This is a genomic window from Planktothrix serta PCC 8927, assembly GCF_900010725.2.
GTDB lineage: Bacteria > Cyanobacteriota > Cyanobacteriia > Cyanobacteriales > Microcoleaceae > Planktothrix > Planktothrix serta.
Genome location: NZ_LR734832.1, coordinates 48087 through 65560, shown reverse-complemented (window position 1 = coordinate 65560; position 17474 = coordinate 48087). Strand labels below are relative to the sequence as shown.

The following is a 17474-nucleotide window of genomic DNA, read 5'->3' as shown; positions in this document are numbered from 1 at the left end:
ATTTTTCTACCTTGTTATTCTGAGCAAATCACTCTGAAATTATCACGTCAAAATGGTGACTTTCTTTCAATTTAGGCAACAGTTTAGCTTGTTGAGATGAAAAAATAAACAGATTTTCTTGAGTTCTAGTCATGGCAACATATAATTCTTTAGTCTTCCGCAGGGAGTCAGGTGTTCTCTTGATGCAATCATCAAACTGTTCTAACCAAAGAATTAAGACATTTTTAAATTCCAATCCCAAGGAAGAAAGACAAGTAATCATTCTAACTCCGGGTTGAGATTGTCTATAATTGGCTTTGGTTTTATCATTTTCAGTGATCCAATAAGTCTCTATTCCTAACTGATTTAATTGATGGATTAAACGGCTTAAATAAGGCTGATTAATTTGTTTATAAAAAATGGCTATTTCAGTTTTAGAAAAGCCTTTTTTAATTAACTCATGCACAATTTTAATCACCGTTTCTATTTGTTTTTCTGGTGTAGATGCGACATGAATTTGCGGACGAGAACCACAACGAAAAACAGTAGAAGGTTGAACAGTTGGAAAAGTTATTTCATCATCTTCTAACAGTTCATGTTGATCTCTCGCTTCACTCAATAACCACCAAGCTGCGGTCATGACTTCCTGGGTATTTCGATAGTTTTTATCCAAATCAAATTTTTTGCTAATTGTTCGTCCTTGAGCTTTGATTCCAACATCTTTCCATTTAAAATCAGAACGCTTGTAAAGATTTTGACCTCCATCAGCAACAATCATTAAATCGCCGTTTTCACTATCTTTTAATGCTTTGATACAGCAGGAAAACCAACTAGGAACAAATGTATGAGCTTCATCAATGAGAATAGCATCCCATTTTTGCTCAGAACTATAAGACTCTAGTTTATCTAAAACTAACTTAGCGGTATATTCATCTCGATTTCCTTCGACTTTAGCGGGTAATTTTCCTAAAATAAACTTTGCCCAGCGATCAAAATTATTAACTTGTATTTTCTGATATTGAGGATTATTAACATCCTCATGGAGAATTGATCTTAAATAAGCTGCCAAACTAACATTAAAACAAACAACTAAAATTTTAGCGTTAGGATTCTCTTTAATTAACATTTTGGCACGGGCTATTAATAAGAGGGTTTTTCCTGAACCTGCGACCCCAAAAAAGATGCGATGTCCTTCACCAATACTTCTGGCTAAAGTTTCTTGCCTAGCATCTAGTGTTTGTAAGATGATGTCACTAGGAATTAGAGGAAACTGAGGAGGTACGCTATTAATATTAGCGGGTTCAGTCCGAATCACGAACTCTGGAGAAATAATGCCTTTAATTGTGCTAATTTGATCTGGGGTTAAAGCTGGGAAAGGAAAGGTTATGGCAAACATTTTTCTGAAGCGGTTGATCAAATTTTCCCCAGTAAAATCTGTTTTTTCCCAATCTAATAATTCATTTCGATAAGCAACTTGATCAAACGGTAATACAGACTTGAGATCGATTTTATTAGCTTGTTCATCAGTAATATTAGACATCAACACCCCCCATCCTATCGGGAAGGCTGATTTTCCCTGATAATCACCTGCTGGTTGTGTTAAAATCCTATATTTTTGAAGATTGTTGAGTAATAAAATTGCATAATCTCTGGCTTGACGTAAAGGAGACTTGTGATTTTGTTCAGCCGTATAATCTTCTTGTTCAGATTTAATTTTAAATCGGTCGGAATTGAATTCAAGAATATTATTGGGATACCAACCCTTGACTTCAATAACCAGCAAACCAAAATCAGGGGATAAAATAATAAAGTCTGGATAGCGCTTATTATTAATTGCTGGTTCATACCTGATATAAAAATTATCAGGTAGTTTTTCGGCAAGTATGTCAAAAAGTCTTTTTTCTCCTTGACTGGCTTTAGCTGGAATTGATGAGGGTATAATGATAGCCATAGGTTAGTCAATAATAGAATAACAAACATCAACGGGTTTAAGTATCTTCCGCATCAAAATTATAGATCAGATCAACAAGAGATAGCTGTTCTTCCTCAAGGGAGTTGAGTCTCTGATTATTCCTCTGTCCTAATTGAAGCCAAAAACCGTTATCCCAGAACACTCTCACCTCCCTAATAGCGATAGACTAACGATAATAGCTAGAAAATCTATTAGGAGAACACCCCAACCCATGCTAGAAGCCTATCGTCAACACGCCGAAGAACGCGCTAAATTAGGAATTCCGCCCCTACCCCTCAACGCCGAACAAACCGCCGAACTCTGCGAACTTTTGAAAAACCCGGCGGAGGAGGAGAAAGAATTCTTGATGACATTGCTCAGAGACCGGATTCCCCCCGGTGTCGATGAAGCCGCTTATGTCAAAGCCGCCTTTTTAACCGCCATCGCTAAAGACGAAATCACCTGCCCCCTGATATCCCATCAAGGCGCCATTTCCCTTTTAGGTACAATGGTAGGCGGGTATAACGTCCAGTCCCTAATCGACTTACTTAAAGTAGGGGATGAGAATATTGCCGCCGCCGCCGCTACCGCCCTCAGTAAGACGTTGTTAGTCTTCGATGCCTTCAACGATGTTCTGAATTTATCGGAGGTCAACCCCTTTGCTAAACAAGTTATTGACGCTTGGGCGGAAGCAGACTGGTTTATCGGACGTCCGAAACTGCCGAAAACCATTACCGTAACTGTCTTTAAAGTACCTGGGGAAACCAACACCGATGACCTTTCTCCCGCTACCCATGCTACAACCCGCCCCGATATTCCCTTACACGCCTTAGCGATGTTGGAAAGTCGGATACCGGGAGGGTTAGAAACCATAGCCGAACTGAAGATAAAAGGGCATCCTGTCGCTTATGTCGGAGATGTAGTGGGTACAGGTTCATCTCGGAAATCAGCGATTAACTCCGTGTTATGGCATATTGGCAACGATATCCCTTATGTTCCCAATAAACGCTCTGGCGGTTATATTCTGGGGGGAAAAATTGCCCCAATTTTCTTTAATACGGCGGAAGACTCCGGCGCTTTGCCCATTGAATGTGATGTTAGTAAACTGAATACTGGGGATGTGATTACTATTTATCCCTACAACGGTGAAATTACGAATGAAGCCGGAGAGGTGATTTCTACCTTTACCCTCAAACCCGATACGATATTAGATGAAGTCCGGGCTGGGGGTCGAATTCCCTTATTAATCGGTCGCAGCTTAACGGATAAAACCCGCGCCGCCTTGGGACTCGAACCCAGTGAGTTGTTTGTCCGTCCCTCCCTACCCGAAGACACCGGAAAAGGCTTTACCCTCGCCCAGAAAATGGTTGGAAAAGCCTGCGGGTTGCCGGGTGTACGTCCGGGGACATCCTGCGAACCGTTGATGACCACCGTAGGTTCCCAGGATACCACAGGCCCGATGACCAGGGATGAACTCAAAGAACTCGCCTGTTTAGGGTTTTCGGCTGATTTGGTGATGCAGAGTTTCTGTCACACCGCAGCATACCCGAAGCCCGTTGACATCAAAACCCATCAACAATTACCCGATTTCTTCTCAACTCGTGGCGGTGTGGCGTTGCGTCCGGGGGATGGGATTATTCACTCTTGGTTAAACCGGATGTTGTTACCGGATACGGTGGGAACTGGGGGCGACTCCCACACCCGTTTCCCCTTGGGGATTTCTTTCCCTGCGGGTTCGGGGTTGGTAGCATTTGCCGCAGCATTAGGCGTGATGCCTTTGGATATGCCAGAATCCGTGTTAGTCAGATTTAAAGGAGAATTACAACCGGGTGTTACCCTGCGGGATATTGTTAACGCCATTCCTTATGTTGCCATGCAGCAAGGCAAGTTAACGACGGCCAAGGAAAACAAGAAAAATGTTTTCAATGGTCGGATTATGGAAATGGAAGGTTTACCGGATTTAAAAGTGGAACAAGCCTTTGAATTAACCGACGCAACGGCTGAACGCTCTTGTGCGGGGTCTACGATTAAGCTCAGTCCAGAAACTATTGCGGAGTATTTGCGGTCTAATGTTGCCCTGATGACTAATATGGTTGCACGGGGTTATCAAGATGCTAAAACGATGATGCGACGGGTGGCAAAAATGGAACAATGGTTGGCAAATCCGGTGTTAATGGCAGGGGATGAAGATGCCGAATATGCTGATATTATTGAAGTGGATTTGAACGAGATCAAAGAACCGATTGTGGCGGCTCCCAATGACCCCGATAATATTAAATTAATGTCGGAATGTGCGGGGGACAAAATTGATGAGGTATTCATCGGTTCTTGTATGACGAATATTGGGCATTATCGGGCGGCTGCTAAGATATTAGAAGGAGCAGAACAAACGAATGTTCGTCTGTGGATTTGTCCGCCAACTCGCATGGATGAAAAGCAATTGCGGGATGAAGGAATTTATGAGGTTTTTAATACAGTTGGGGCGAGAACGGAGATGCCGGGATGTTCTCTTTGTATGGGAAATCAAGCGCGTGTTGAAGATGGGGTAACGGTGTTTTCAACTTCGACTCGCAACTTTAATAATCGCATGGGGAAAGATGCGCGAGTCTATTTAGGTTCGGCGGAATTAGCGGCGGTTTGTGCGTTATTAGGACGCATTCCAACAGTTGAAGAATATCGGGAAATTGTCACGAAAAAAGTTGATCCTTTTGCGGCGGATTTATACCGTTATCTCAACTTTAATCAAATTGCAGGATTTGAAGATGAAGGTCGGGTAATTCCGTTAGAAGAAATGCCAAAAATTGAGGATATTTTAGGTATTCCCGCGTTGACCTAACCCCCCTAACCCCCCTTCCCTGCGAGGGAATGGGGGGATGATCTGATAGACTTTTGTTGTGATTACAAACAACTATCTTACTCTCTTTTCCTGTAACACAATGATGGAATAATTGTATATACTGGTGTTGTGATCACAAATACTAATCTTGCTCCCCTCTCCTTGCAGGAGAGGGGTTGGGGGAGAGGTCAAACAAGCGATCGCAAACAATATAAAATTTTAATGCTATAAAAGATATTAGAATGGAACGCAAGAACATTATTGTCGGACAAAAGATAACATCTGAAAAATACGAACGTTCTAAACAACTGCGTCGGGAAATGACTCCCGAAGAAAAAATTCTCTGGGAACAGTTAAGAAGAAATAACTTAAATGGATTACACTTTTGTCGTCAGCAAATTATAGACGGTTTTATTGTTGATTTTTACTGCAATCAAGCTCAATTAGTTATAGAGGTGGATGGAGAAATTCATGACCTACAGGTTGAGTCTGATCAGGAACGGGATGCTATTTTAGCTGCTAGAGGATTAAAAATATTGAGAATTAAAAATCAAGAGATTAGACAAAATTTACAGGGGGTTTTACAACAAATTATAGGTTTTTTGTAACTTCTTATAAAAATAGGATACATATTTAATCATAAATGATAAATTAAAGGCGATTAACCATGATTAACTCATCCACGACAAAACCTAATACTCTTTATGAACAAGACTTTTATCTCTGGATACAAACTACTGTTCAACAGTTAAAAGAAAATAAATTGAATGAAATTGATATTCCGAATTTAATTGAAGAAATTGAAAGTATGGGAAGAAGTGAAAAACGTGAATTAAAAAGCCGTTTAATTGTGTTGTTAATGCACTTATTAAAATGGCACTATCAACCAGAAAAACGGAGTGAAAGTTGGCGCAGTACCATCACAGAACAACGGATTTGTATTGAAGGGTTATTAGAAGATAGTCCTAGTTTGAAACCTCTGCTTTCAGAAGTGTTTGAGGGCTGTTATCAAAAAGCACGTTTAAAAGCATCGGATAAAACGGGTATTAAATTGAATTTTTTCCCCAAGGAGTCGCCGTTTAGTTTAAAGGAAACTTTAGAATCTAGTTCTCTTAATGAGTAACATCTGTTGAAGATAAATCTAAACTTGTTTTTAAATCTTCTCTGGATACAAGCTGTTCAGAATCACTATGGTATAATGTCAAGATAATTAAAATAATAATGAATTAAAACCATGTCTAATTTACAAGAAATTGAAACAAAAATCAAACAATTACCAAAGCATGAAATTCATCAATTAGCTCAATGGCTTAATAATTATGTAGATGATTTATGGGATCAACAGATGGAAATTGATTTAGCTCAAGGCAAATTAGATCAAATAATTGCTAAAGCAGAAGCAGATATTTTAGAAAATAACACTAAAGCAATTGATGAAATCCTTAACAACGCCTGATTTTTGGAAAGCCTACAGTGATTTATCGCCTGAGCTAAAACAATCTGTAAAAAGAGCTTATCAATTATGGAAAGAAAATTCTTTACATCCTTCTTTACACTTTAAAAAAGTAGGTAAAAATCTTTGGTCTGTGCGTATAACTAATGATTATAGAGCCTTAGCTATCAAAAAAGGCGATGATTATTATTGGTTTTGGGTTGGAAATCATAACCAATATGACAATATTTTAAATTAATTTATTTTATAGTTTGTAGGATGGCACTATCAACCTGAAAAACGCAGTGAAAGTTGGCGCAGTACCATCACAGAACAACGGATTTGTATTGAAGGGTTATTAGAAGATAGTCCCAGTTTGAACCCTTTCCTTTCAGACGTGTTTGAGGACTGTTATCAAAAAGCACGTCTAAAAGCCTCGGATGAAACAGGAATTAAGTTAAATTTCTTTCCAAAGGAGTCACCGTTTAGTTTAGAGGAAGCTTTAGAATCTAGCTATAGTATAATTGTATAGTGAGCCTTTCTGGTTCACGCTAATCTTATAATGCTCAAAAATCAATCAGATGAATCGTCAAACTTTACTAGAATCAATAGCTACAACAATTAGTGACTATCGTTTAGGAGAAATTCCACCTATTACACCTGATCACGTTAATCGGTGGATATCTCAATTTGATCATGATGACCAGTTAACTATTCTTTCGGAAATCCATTTCATACTCGACAAGTGTTATATATCAAAAGAGAAAGCTAGAGATTTAATAAAACAAAAGTTAGAAAAATTCAACAATCCTCAAAGGTTGCCCGATATTAATTTTTTAGATATTCAAAAAAAAGGGAGTAGTCAAAAAGAATTATTGAGCTTGGTAAATGAAATAGTGATAAATCAGTATGGTATTAGCATTAATGATTGTGGCTCGGATACTTTGATGTATGTTTACTTAGATGATTGTCTATTTTCTGGTAATACTGTATTGCATGATATCGAGGCATGGTTAAATCATGCTAAACCCGACACAATTGTTTATTTAGTATTTTTAGCTTCTTACAGTTCCGGTCTAAATTATATAAACAAAAAGTTGGTAAGTCTTCTAAAACCAAAAAGTATCTCTGTAGAGATTATCAGTTGTTTAACATTTAATAACTTGCCTTGGAATCAGGAAAAATATGAATGTCTGTGGCCTCAAGAAATTGATGACGAGTTTGTGAATAGATTTGTTAAGATAGTTCAAGAAAACTCTCAAGGTAAATCTGTGAATCCTAGATTATTTCGTTCAAATATGATACCGCACACTGAAACGCTTTTTTCTTCACCTGAAGCTAGGGATATTGTTGAAACAGCTTTTTTAAGAAAAGGTGCTTATATTGCCTCTTTACCTAAAAACCGCCAACTATCAATGCGACCTATGGGGTATGAGTATTTAGAATCTCTTGGTTTTGGTGCAGTATTTGTTACTTATCGAAATATTGCTAATAATTGTCCTTTGGTTCTTTGGTGGGGTGGTACAAGTTATGATCCTAGTCACCCTTTTAGTAAATGGTATCCTTTATTTCCTCGCAAAGTTAATGAATCATCAAATACTCCTAGCCTATTTAGAGATTTTTAGAGGTGAAATTATGCAGACATCTTCTCAAATAAGAACTTACAACAGAAATGAGTGTATCACTTTCCGCAAAACAAAGGAAGCTTTTGGCGGATTATCAAATATGGCTGGAGGCTATCCTTTAATAGTGAATGGTATACATATTCTCACATCAGAAGCTTTATATCAAGCTTGTCGGTTTCCCCATCTTCCTGATATTCAAAAATTAATTATTGCTCAAAATAGTCCTATGACAGCCAAAATGAAGGGTAAACCTTATCGAGATCAATCTCGTTCAGATTGGGAGCGAGTTAAAGTTCAGATTATGCGTTGGTGTCTACGAGTTAAATTGCTACAAAATTGGGATACATTTGGCCAATTGTTATTAGAAACAGGAGACAAAGCTATTGTAGAAGATTCCCATAAAGATGACTTTTGGGGTGCTATCCCAACAAATGATAATCAACTAATTGGGGTGAATGCTTTGGGTCGCCTTTTGATGGAATTAAGGAAATATTTAAAAGAGGATGCAAATTCATTAAAATCTCTAAAACCTCTTGAAATTCCTGATTTTATTTTCTTAAGTAAACCTATTGAATTTCTAACATTAAAGGATGAAAATCATACTTTAAGTATACAAGAAAAGCAACTCATTATTCCATTGATACCCGAAATTACTTTAGAAAGTAACGTTAGCCTAGACCAAACGAAAGAATTTTATAGAGAGGAAACAATAATTACTGATACAAACATAGAAAAAACAGAAAAAGATGATAATATATTCGATGGATGGGTTTTGCCAAAATTAGAAAAAATATTACAAAATTATCAATCTTATGATCAAATTTTACAGCATTTCAAAACTGTTAATAAAAAACAAATGCAAGACTGGATGAAATTAGCCGTTGAATTAGGTAAAGTAAAAAAAATAGAAAAACCTGTAAGATATATTTGGTACTCTGCTTATGAATCTGAATCTAATCTTCTGAAAGCAAGAAAAATCAGCCAGTCCAGAAATACTCGAAAAACTCAATTGAAATCTAGCCAAAAAAGTAAATCCAATGTAACTCAAGAGAGTACGCAACTTTCTTTGATATAAATTTATCGCTTTTCTAACTCAGTTCAGGTGTTGAAATGCGATCGCTTTTATTTACCGATTAATCTATCATATTCAGCATGAGTACCAATCCAAAACCATAAAATTCCATTTTTGACTTCAATTCCTAACGCACGATAAGCTTTTCCCACCCTTACAGACCAATATTTATTAACTTTCTTAAAATGTAACGAAGGATGATTAGGATTAGTTTTTAATAATTCATAAGAAGCATCTGCTATCTGTTTTATATCTTCAGGTAGCTGATTATAAAATAACCAGAATTTACGATTAGTATAGTGCATTACATTTCTTGATAATCTCCGGCTTCAAATTCAGCAAGTGCTTCAGAGGCTATATCATCAAGTTTACCCTTTATGATATCTTGTTCTAACTGTTTATCCCATTGTTGATAATCTAAGTCTAATAACCAATTGCGTAATTTACTAAAATCTTGTTCAGAAAGATTTAAAATTGCCTTTTCAATTTGTTCAACGTTCATAGCCATAAAATATTATTTCAAGTTTTTGATAAAACAGTTCGATCAGATTATAACATTTTATCATTTCTGTAGGTAAGTTGGAGGGGCGATCGCTTTTTTGAGGTGTTGAAATGCGATCGCACATGATAAAATGGATATTATGCTATAATAATTTTACCATTATCAATAATATTGCTCAATGTAAAGCCGATGATTAATCCATTAACAATATCTCCAGAGATTGCAACCGGAATAGAAGTTGTTGCTCAACAGTTTAATTTATCTGTTACCGAATTATTAGAACGAATTAGTCAAGGTAAATTAACGGTAATTGATCCTGAAGAATTAGAAGACTTTATTGATTTAAAGGATACGATTCAAGCTGAAAATGATCCTGAAAATCAAGAAAGAGTTTCTTGGGATATTATTAAACATAATTTAGGGATTAATTAGCAAGTGTCTCAGTATAAAATAGAATTTTTAAAGACAGCAGAAAAAGAATTTTATAAACTCCCTAAAGAAATCCAAAAGCGCATTGCTAATAAACTAGAATCCTTAACAATTAATCCTTATCCTTCAGATGTTAAAGCTCTCAAAAATGGTGAAGGACGTTTAAGGGTGCGTGTGGGTGATGATCGAATGATTTATCGAGTTGAAAATGATCGCCTCGTGATTCTAATTATTAAAGTTGGACATCGGAAAAATATTTATCGAGATTAATTAACTCACAGGAGAAGATCCCATTGCTTTTCTAACTCAGTTCAGGTATTGAAATGCGATCGCACCTGATATTATTTAATAATATGCTATAATTATCTCACCCTCACCCTTATTGGTATTGATTTTAGGGTGTGAGGTCTAGGAATGCGATCGCTTTGATTCATTTTTTAATCAAACTAAAATCCTCTTAACCCAGTTGATCCTCCTGTAGAGGGATGCGATCCCGGAGGAATTCCAGTAGGTACTCCGTTCTCACTTAATCAGTAAACCCCCTCAAACTATTGAGAATAATGCTATTCGTTTTCCAAAAATAATTAGCCTTGTCTGAGTCTATTAACCGGACTACAAATTTTTGTCCAAAACTGATGTCCATCTCAATTATATGCAAGAGCTTTGTTAACTTTTTTTTAATTTTCGTTAAAAAAAGTCAAAATTTGATGATGATAATCGTAGAATGTATACGGAGGAGCAGATAAAAAAACCTTGGTGCGTCGAATACTCTGCGAGTCGGTGATACGAGTAGTCGGACAGACAATGCTGGAACTTAGTTGATGCTCAACAAACACGGGACACACGGAGATCAAGAGCAACTTTATCCCATAGTATCTATTGATCGGGCCTGGGTCATGGGTTCAGATGTGGAGGTTGCATTGCCAGAGAGCCAAATTCTGATTCAGGCAATTGCAGAATTAATGCAAGTGCCCCTGGTGATCAGTCGGATGGCTGATGGCAAAGTTTTTTACTGTAATTCTCGCTTTCAACACACCTTTGGATTTTTAACTTCCGAACACCTTAACTTTACTGAACTCGATATATTTGCTAATCTCAGGGATCGAGACATCCTGTTAGAGACGCTGCGAAAAAAGAATTCCCTACAACAACAACCCCTGCAAGTCAAACGGGCGGATGGGACACTCTGGCTGACAATGGTGTCGATCCGTTTACTCGCAGTGAATGGAGAGGCGTTGATACTATCCACCTACTCTAACCTGATTCCCATTTCCTCGACTCACTCCCTGCCCTCACGCCTAGGCCCAACCTTTGACCATTGGCAAGAAGGGGTAATTCTGATCAACGTAGAAAACCAGATTATCGATTGGAATCCCATCGCCGAACAGATATTTGGTTATGAAAAATCCCAAGTTCTGGGTCAGACTTTGGTAGATATCAATTTGTCCCCATTGCATCATCTGGCTTACGACCTGTGCAGCTATCACCTTTACTATCACTATTCTGGATATACCCATGAAATTCCCTTCTATCACCGGGATGGAACACTAAGCCAATGTCGTGCTACCCTGTTACCCCTTCGCAATGAATTAGGCGAGTTAATCGCTATCTTAATCAACATTCAGGAAATCCTGGAGGAAGTTCCAACTTTTGCTCCCGAACATCAACTTTTAGCCAGCTTACAGTCTAGGGTGAGTCAACAAGCCACCGTTGCTTATCTCGGTCAACAAGCACTGATTCATTCAGACCTGTCGGTATTGATGGATGCAGCCGTCTCCGCCGTCGTGCAAACCCTGGGTGTAGAATATTGCAAACTGTTGGAACTCATGCCCGGTGGTCATGCCTTTTGGTTGCGGGCAGGAGTGGGTTGGCAACCGGGACTGGTGGGGAATGCCCGGGTCAGCGCCCACGTCACGTCTCAAGCGGGATATACCTTATTCAAAAATGAACCCGTTGTTGTTGATGATTTACGAGTTGAAACCCGGTTTTCAGGGAGTCCTCTGCTACATAATCATAGAATTATTAGTGGCATGAGTGTGGTGATTGCTCGTTGGGAACAGGATTCTACTTTAGGTAAAAAACAGCCCCAGTCCCCGGTTTCAAAATTCTGGGGGGTTTTAAGTGTTCATAGTCATCGCCATCGTCAGTTTACTCCAGAGGATGTTCATTTTTTAGAAGCGATCGCTAATGTGTTAGCGGCGGCAATTGAACGCCATCGTGCCGAAGAACGTTTACAATTAATGGAACGCGCAATTAATAGTAGTAGCAATGGAATTGTGATCACCGATGCGACACAACCGGATAATCCGATTATTTTTGTTAATTCTGGATTTGAACGAATTACGGGTTATAAGCGGGAAGAAATTTTAGGCGAAAATTGTCGATTTTTACAAGGTAATGATCCTAATAATTTAGGGGTTGAACAAATTCGGCGGGCGGTTTTAGAAGGCACAGAATGTCATGTTCAACTCCGAAATTATCGTAAAGATGGGACTTTTTTCTGGAATGAACTTTCTATTGCTCCGGTGTATAGTTCAAAAGGACATCTGACTCATTTTATTGGCATTCAAGCCGACGTAACTAAACGCAAGCAATCCGAACAAGCCTTAGTTTTAAAATCTAAAGCCTTAGCTCAATTTAGCTCTAATCTCAAACATTTGCATCGAATTACAACCTATAATCATCAAAATTTAGATGAACTTTTTCGAGATTATCTACAAGCGGGCTGTGAAATTTTTCAACTGTCGATTGGTTTAATCAGTCGATTAGAAAATAATAATATTATTATCGATACCGTGCATTCGGATTTAGATCGGATTCAACCCGGTATAACCGTGCCTTTAGAAGAAAGTTACTGTCAGCAAGTGATTCAGACCCAGACAACTCAAATTCATACCCAAATTGGGCAAAATCCTCAATTTAATCAACTCCAAAGCTATCAAAGGTTTCATCTGGAAACTTGTTTAGGAACACCGTTATGGGTGAATGGCGAAATTTATGGAACATTAGCTTTTGCTTGTTCAGAGGTGAAAAATATCGCTTATGAATCCCATGAACTGGAAATTTTAGAGTTAATGGCTCAAAGTATTGGTCGATTTATTGCGGCTAACCAAACGGAACAACAACGAGCAGAAGCTGAATTAGCTCTCCGAGAAAGTGAAGAACGCTATCGTCGTTTAGTGGAATTATCTCCAGAAACCATTGCTATTCATGATGGAGAAAAATTGGTTTATATTAATATGGCTGGAGCTAAACTATTAGGTGCTAATCGCCCTCAAGATTTAATCGGTCGTTCCATTTTTGATTTCCTTCCTCCTGATGATTTTAACTCGACTCAGGCTCGAATTCCAGACCCTAAAAATGAACAACAATCCGTTGAGTTACTGGAGCAAAAATTAACTCGCTTAAATGGAGAAGTGATTGATGTTGAAATCGTCGGAATTCCTGCCAACTATCAAGGTCAAGCAGCGATTCAAATTATTATTCGGGATATTACCGAACGTAAACGCTTTGAAGCCCAACTGATGTATGAAGCGTTACATGATGCCCTCACCCAATTACCGAATCGGAGCTTTTTTAATGAACGTTTAGCCCAGTCCTTAAAACGATCTCGACAAGAATCTAATTATGAGTTTGCCGTTTTATTTTTAGATTTAGATCGATTTAAAGTAGTTAATGATAGTTTAGGACATTTGATCGGAGATCAACTGTTAATTGAAATTTCCCATCGTCTCCTCTATTGTGTCAAACCCCTCGATACCGTTGCTCGTTTAGGCGGAGATGAATTCACAATTTTGATCTATCGGATTCAAAGTATAGCCGATGCAACCCGAATGGCCGAGAGAATTCACGATGAATTAACCCAGCCTTTTTATATCCAAGGACATGAAATTTTTACAACTGTTAGTATTGGAATTGTCCCCAGTCGAGGCTATTATCAGCAATCCGAAAATAATAGTCAATCCTATCAATGTTTATTGTATAATAATCCTGAAGATTTTTTACGAGATGCTGATATTGCCATGTATCGGGCAAAAGCGAAAGGTAAAGCTCGATATGAAGTTTTTGACTTAACAATACATAGTCAAACAATGTCTATGTTGCAGTTGGAAACGGATTTACGACAAGCGATTTATGGACGAATGCGGATCGGAACTCCACAGCAATCAGAATCCATAACTCCCTTAGAAAGTCATGATTCAACGGCATTAAGAGCCACAGAACATTTATTAGAATATTCCTATGAAAAACCCACTAATCTCACGGGTTTTAGAGTTTATTATCAACCAATTGTTTCTTTATCGAATGGTAAAATTACGGGATTTGAAGCCTTAGTCCGTTGGCTCCATCCCACTAGGGGTTTAGTGTCGCCCGTAGAGTTTATTCCAGTTGCAGAAGAAACAGGATTAATTATTCCATTAGGAGCTTGGGTTTTACGAGAAGCCTGTCGTCAACTGCAAATTTGGCAAGAACAATTAAAGCAAAAATTTGGCATGATTCAGACCGCTTGGATGGAAAAACATCACGGTCAAAAACCCCTATCTACTTTTGAGATTTGTCCCTTAACCATGAGTGTGAATTTATCGAGTAAACAGCTTTGTCAACCTAATCTTTTAGAACAAATTGATCAAATTTTAGCAGAAACAGGCTGTAATCCCGCTCATTTAAAACTGGAAATTACCGAAAGTGTGATTATGGAAAATTTAGGTACTTCCTTTATTATTCTGGCGCAATTAAAATCTCGCAAAATTCATCTCTCTATTGATGACTTCGGGACAGGGTATTCCTCTTTGAGTTATTTACATCAATTTCCTTTAAATAGTTTAAAAATTGATCGGTCATTTATTAATCGTTTAGATCAGAAAACCAGTTCTTTTAGTGGTAAAAAAAGCCAACCTTTACAAATTGTGAAAGCAATTATTTCTTTAGCTCAAAATTTAGATTTAGATATTGTAGCAGAAGGCATAGAAACTCGTCAACAAATGAAAATTTTACGTCAATTAGGCTGTCCCTTCGGACAAGGTTATCTGTTCGCTAAACCTTTAGAAGCTGAACAGGCAACACAACTGTTATTAACGGAGGTTAAAGAAGCTCAATGATTACACTCATTTTATACAGTAAACCGGACTGCCACTTGTGCGAAGGATTACAAGAAAAAATCGAGAAAATTCAAGCTTCATCCCAAACTTTGGGAGAATTTCAATTAGAAATTCGAGACATTACAACACGGGAAGATTGGTTTCAAACCTATCAATATGAAATTCCTGTGCTGTTTAAATCCAGTGATATTGATAACATTGAACAACGCATTCCTCGCCCCTCCCCCCGGATGTCGGTAACGCAGTTGGAACAAGTGTTACACAAATATTGGTAGAGTTAGGGAGCAGGGCTGTTTCATTTTCTCCCAAAATTTGTATGACCTCTCCCCCTAACCCCCTCTCCTGCAAGGCGAGGGGGGACTAATTATTACTATTAAACATCAACAATTATTAATTACTCCCCCTTCCCTATTGCCTATTGCCTATTGCCTATTGCCTATTGCCTATTGCCTATCACCTATTACCTATTACCTATTACCTATTACCTATTACCTATTGCCTATTGCCTATTGCCTATTGCCTATTACCTATTGCCTATAGCAAGATTGCCTATTGCCTATTCCTAAAAGAAATAACCCGGCTCAATGTGAGTTTGGCGATCGCTAGGGTCATATTTAAGTAAATATTCACGAGCGATCGCTTCTTGTTCTCGTAAACTATTAACTTCCTTTTCTCCAATTTCCGTATCCGTCGAGAGTAAAATAACTTGATGACTGGCGGCGGGAAAATACCGTTCAATTAAGTTTTGACGGTGGGAGGAGTCTAAACGACCTAATGGAGTATCAATAGCAATGGGTAAATTTAATCCTGAAACCCTCGCTAACCCCCATAAAAAAGCGATCGCTAACAGTTGTTTTTCTCCCGCCGAAAGCCGATGTTTCTCCACAGGTTGTCCTTGAGGATCATACAAAGATAAACTAAAATCTTCGGTTTCAATAATGACTCGATGCACTAAATCCGATTTATGTAATAAATAGCGGAAACATTCAGTGACTTCTACTTCTAATTTATTCAGTTTTTTGAGGGTGAGTTTTTCCTTAAACAATTTTAGGGTAGTTTGAACTTTAGCAACACTATCAATAATATGATTAACATTTTTTCGATCAATAGTATTTTGACTATATCTTTCTAAGTCTTTTTTAGCTTTTTCATATTGAGTTTGACATTTTTTTAACTGTTGTTCTGCTTGCTCAATAGCAGTTTCAACTTTAGTTAATTCCCCTTGTGCTTGGGAAACTTTTTCTAACAGTTGTTCATAGACTTCTGGCGGTGCAGCCACAGCCAATTGTTGATCGGTACTAGAAATAGCTTCTTCAATAATACTTAAGGCATTTAAAGCATCCTGGGACTGTTGAATTTGACTCGGAAGTTGATGCTCTAAAACGGTTTTTAATTGATTCAAAACTTTTTCATCAAGTCCTAAAAATAGAGTTTCTTGATTCTGTTGATCATCTGTTAATTGTTGATAATCATTTTCTAAATAACTTTTAACCGTTTCTAATTGTTTTTTAGCTAATTTAAGTTCTTCTAAATATTCCAATAATCGTTGATCTCTATCTTTAATAAAATCCTGAGCTATTCTTGCTTTTTCTCGATTTAACTCCTTTTCTCCTTGGTTTTTCGCTTGAATTAATAAAGGTGTAATTAAAGCTAAAGGCAAATGATCGGCTGCTAATTCACATAAATAATCCCGTTGTTGTTGGGCTTTTTTCTTTTCATCTTCTAATTGTTTTTCTAATTGACTGCGTTCTCCGGCGATTTTTCCGCCTTCGAGTTTAAATTTATCCTTAGCTGCATATAATTTTTTTCGAGCAATTCCTGCCTTTTCCTTGAGTTGGACTACGGCGATTTCTGCATGATCCCATTCTGACTTATAGTGATTTAACTTTTCCTCAATTTCTTCTAAAGTTGCTAACTCCTTAGAGTCCGCTAACTGCTTACGTTTGCGGTTAGCTAAAATATCTAAATCTATCGCTAACCGTTCCGCTAATTCTAATCCTAACAAAGATTGAATAGCTTGTACCACAACATTAGGCGGACTCTCTAAATCAGCTAATTCCTTGACCTGTTCGCCATCAAATAAAAATAAATTAGAAATACCAATAGGGAAAAAATCTTCAATGCGTTCATCCCAAGTTTCTAACCAAGCGGAGTCCGGCCAGTCATCAATTAATATCCCTAAAATATCCTTACCATTTTTCGGGTTTCTTGTCCAGCGACGTTTAACCCTAAACTGCACCTGCATATTTTTAATAATATGTTCAAATAACAGTTCAACACTGGTTTCTTCATGAGCTAAAGTCTGTTTATTAACAGCTTGTTTCAAAAAGTCAGGATAACTTAAACTTCCCCTGGTAGAACATTGAGCGCGTTGTCCATAAAGTGCCAGCCGCATCGCATCCATTAAGCTTGTTTTGCCGCCTCCATTCATGCCACCTAATAACACAATCGGACTAATCACATTATCATTAATTTGGGGACGTAAATCAATGACTTGTTTACCTCGATAGGGGCCAAAGTTTTCTACTGTTAATTCTAGGAAAATCATA

15 protein-coding genes and 1 pseudogene are annotated in these 17474 nt (G+C 37.7%); 12 read left to right on the top strand and 4 right to left on the bottom strand.

Going from position 1 to position 17474, the window contains the following annotated elements; all coding sequences use genetic code 11:
* Window positions 1-28: 28 nt before the first annotated feature.
* Entirely contained in the window at window positions 29-1930 is a 1902-nt protein-coding gene (locus PL8927_RS02880; protein ID WP_083617430.1) for a nuclease-related domain-containing DEAD/DEAH box helicase, read from the bottom strand.
* Between the two features lie 232 nt (window positions 1931-2162).
* On the opposite strand from PL8927_RS02880, the gene acnB reads away from it, so the two are divergent.
* The 8 genes and pseudogenes from acnB (at window position 2163) to PL8927_RS02840 (ending at window position 8898) form a co-directional block, all read left to right on the top strand.
* Complete coding sequence (gene acnB / locus PL8927_RS02875) at window positions 2163-4766, top strand: bifunctional aconitate hydratase 2/2-methylisocitrate dehydratase (protein ID WP_083617428.1); 2604 nt, start codon at window positions 2163-2165, stop codon at window positions 4764-4766.
* A 242-nt stretch (window positions 4767-5008) separates the two neighbouring features.
* A complete protein-coding gene (locus tag PL8927_RS02870) occupies window positions 5009-5374 on the top strand; it encodes an endonuclease domain-containing protein (RefSeq protein ID WP_083617426.1) in 366 nt (121 codons plus the stop codon).
* Window positions 5375-5433: 59 nt separating this feature from the next.
* Window positions 5434-5889: a DUF29 domain-containing protein gene (locus tag PL8927_RS02865; protein WP_083617424.1), complete on the top strand. Its 456-nt coding sequence runs from the start codon at window positions 5434-5436 to the stop codon at window positions 5887-5889.
* 111 nt (window positions 5890-6000) lie between these two features.
* Window positions 6001-6222, top strand: coding sequence for a hypothetical protein (locus PL8927_RS02860; RefSeq protein ID WP_083617422.1), 222 nt, complete (start codon window positions 6001-6003; stop codon window positions 6220-6222).
* Window positions 6200-6457, top strand: coding sequence for a ParE family toxin-like protein (locus tag PL8927_RS02855; protein WP_083617420.1), 258 nt, complete (start codon window positions 6200-6202; stop codon window positions 6455-6457). Before PL8927_RS02860 ends, PL8927_RS02855 begins: the two co-directional genes overlap by 23 nt.
* A gap of 33 nt (window positions 6458-6490) precedes the next feature.
* Window positions 6491-6730 (top strand): annotated as a pseudogene (locus tag PL8927_RS02850) (DUF29 domain-containing protein); the annotation flags it as partial.
* Window positions 6731-6779: 49 nt separating this feature from the next.
* The gene (locus PL8927_RS02845; RefSeq protein WP_083617418.1) at window positions 6780-7823 is read left to right on the top strand and encodes a phosphoribosyltransferase-like protein; all 1044 of its coding nucleotides are present in this window, start codon (window positions 6780-6782) and stop codon (window positions 7821-7823) included.
* A gap of 10 nt (window positions 7824-7833) precedes the next feature.
* Entirely contained in the window at window positions 7834-8898 is a 1065-nt protein-coding gene (locus PL8927_RS02840) for an NADAR family protein (RefSeq protein WP_083617785.1), read from the top strand.
* 47 nt (window positions 8899-8945) lie between these two features.
* On the opposite strand, the gene PL8927_RS02835 is transcribed toward PL8927_RS02840, so the two are convergent.
* Window positions 8946-9200 carry a ParE family toxin-like protein gene (locus tag PL8927_RS02835; protein ID WP_083617416.1) on the bottom strand — a complete coding sequence of 85 codons (255 nt, stop codon included), beginning with the start codon at window positions 9198-9200 and terminating at the stop codon, window positions 8946-8948.
* Window positions 9200-9403 carry a hypothetical protein gene (locus PL8927_RS02830; RefSeq protein WP_231505896.1) on the bottom strand — a complete coding sequence of 68 codons (204 nt, stop codon included), beginning with the start codon at window positions 9401-9403 and terminating at the stop codon, window positions 9200-9202. Before PL8927_RS02830 ends, PL8927_RS02835 begins: the two co-directional genes overlap by 1 nt.
* 183 nt (window positions 9404-9586) lie before the next feature.
* On the opposite strand from PL8927_RS02830, the gene PL8927_RS02825 reads away from it, so the two are divergent.
* From PL8927_RS02825 to PL8927_RS02810, 4 genes are all read left to right on the top strand, one after another.
* Window positions 9587-9829 carry a hypothetical protein gene (locus PL8927_RS02825; RefSeq protein ID WP_083617414.1) on the top strand — a complete coding sequence of 81 codons (243 nt, stop codon included), beginning with the start codon at window positions 9587-9589 and terminating at the stop codon, window positions 9827-9829.
* Between the two features lie 3 nt (window positions 9830-9832).
* Window positions 9833-10096, top strand: a complete 264-nt coding sequence (locus tag PL8927_RS02820) for a type II toxin-antitoxin system RelE family toxin (protein ID WP_083617412.1) — start codon at window positions 9833-9835, stop codon at window positions 10094-10096.
* 551 nt (window positions 10097-10647) lie between these two features.
* Window positions 10648-14925 carry an EAL domain-containing protein gene (locus tag PL8927_RS02815; protein WP_083617410.1) on the top strand — a complete coding sequence of 1426 codons (4278 nt, stop codon included), beginning with the start codon at window positions 10648-10650 and terminating at the stop codon, window positions 14923-14925.
* Window positions 14925-15200, top strand: coding sequence for a glutaredoxin family protein (locus PL8927_RS02810; protein ID WP_083617781.1), 276 nt, complete (start codon window positions 14925-14927; stop codon window positions 15198-15200). The genes PL8927_RS02815 and PL8927_RS02810 overlap by 1 nt, the downstream gene beginning before the upstream one ends.
* A 287-nt stretch (window positions 15201-15487) precedes the next feature.
* On the opposite strand, the gene dndD is transcribed toward PL8927_RS02810, so the two are convergent.
* The gene (gene dndD, locus PL8927_RS02805) at window positions 15488-17473 is read right to left on the bottom strand and encodes a DNA sulfur modification protein DndD (protein ID WP_083617408.1); all 1986 of its coding nucleotides are present in this window, start codon (window positions 17471-17473) and stop codon (window positions 15488-15490) included.
* Between the last annotated feature and the right edge of the window lies 1 nt (window position 17474).

Excerpts from the sequence above, each read along its gene's own strand:
- PL8927_RS02880 (WP_083617430.1), bottom strand. The coding sequence starts at position 1,930 with ATGGCTATCATTATACCCTCATCAATTCCAGCTAAAGCCAGTCAAGGA.
- acnB (WP_083617428.1), top strand. The coding sequence starts at position 2,163 with ATGCTAGAAGCCTATCGTCAACACGCCGAAGAACGCGCTAAATTAGGA.
- PL8927_RS02870 (WP_083617426.1), top strand. The coding sequence starts at position 5,009 with ATGGAACGCAAGAACATTATTGTCGGACAAAAGATAACATCTGAAAAA.
- PL8927_RS02865 (WP_083617424.1), top strand. The coding sequence starts at position 5,434 with ATGATTAACTCATCCACGACAAAACCTAATACTCTTTATGAACAAGAC.
- PL8927_RS02860 (WP_083617422.1), top strand. The coding sequence starts at position 6,001 with ATGTCTAATTTACAAGAAATTGAAACAAAAATCAAACAATTACCAAAG.
- PL8927_RS02855 (WP_083617420.1), top strand. The coding sequence starts at position 6,200 with ATGAAATCCTTAACAACGCCTGATTTTTGGAAAGCCTACAGTGATTTA.
- PL8927_RS02845 (WP_083617418.1), top strand. The coding sequence starts at position 6,780 with ATGAATCGTCAAACTTTACTAGAATCAATAGCTACAACAATTAGTGAC.
- PL8927_RS02840 (WP_083617785.1), top strand. The coding sequence starts at position 7,834 with ATGCAGACATCTTCTCAAATAAGAACTTACAACAGAAATGAGTGTATC.
- PL8927_RS02835 (WP_083617416.1), bottom strand. The coding sequence starts at position 9,200 with ATGCACTATACTAATCGTAAATTCTGGTTATTTTATAATCAGCTACCT.
- PL8927_RS02830 (WP_231505896.1), bottom strand. The coding sequence starts at position 9,403 with ATGGCTATGAACGTTGAACAAATTGAAAAGGCAATTTTAAATCTTTCT.
- PL8927_RS02825 (WP_083617414.1), top strand. The coding sequence starts at position 9,587 with ATGATTAATCCATTAACAATATCTCCAGAGATTGCAACCGGAATAGAA.
- PL8927_RS02815 (WP_083617410.1), top strand. The coding sequence starts at position 10,648 with ATGCTCAACAAACACGGGACACACGGAGATCAAGAGCAACTTTATCCC.
- dndD (WP_083617408.1), bottom strand. The coding sequence starts at position 17,473 with ATGATTTTCCTAGAATTAACAGTAGAAAACTTTGGCCCCTATCGAGGT.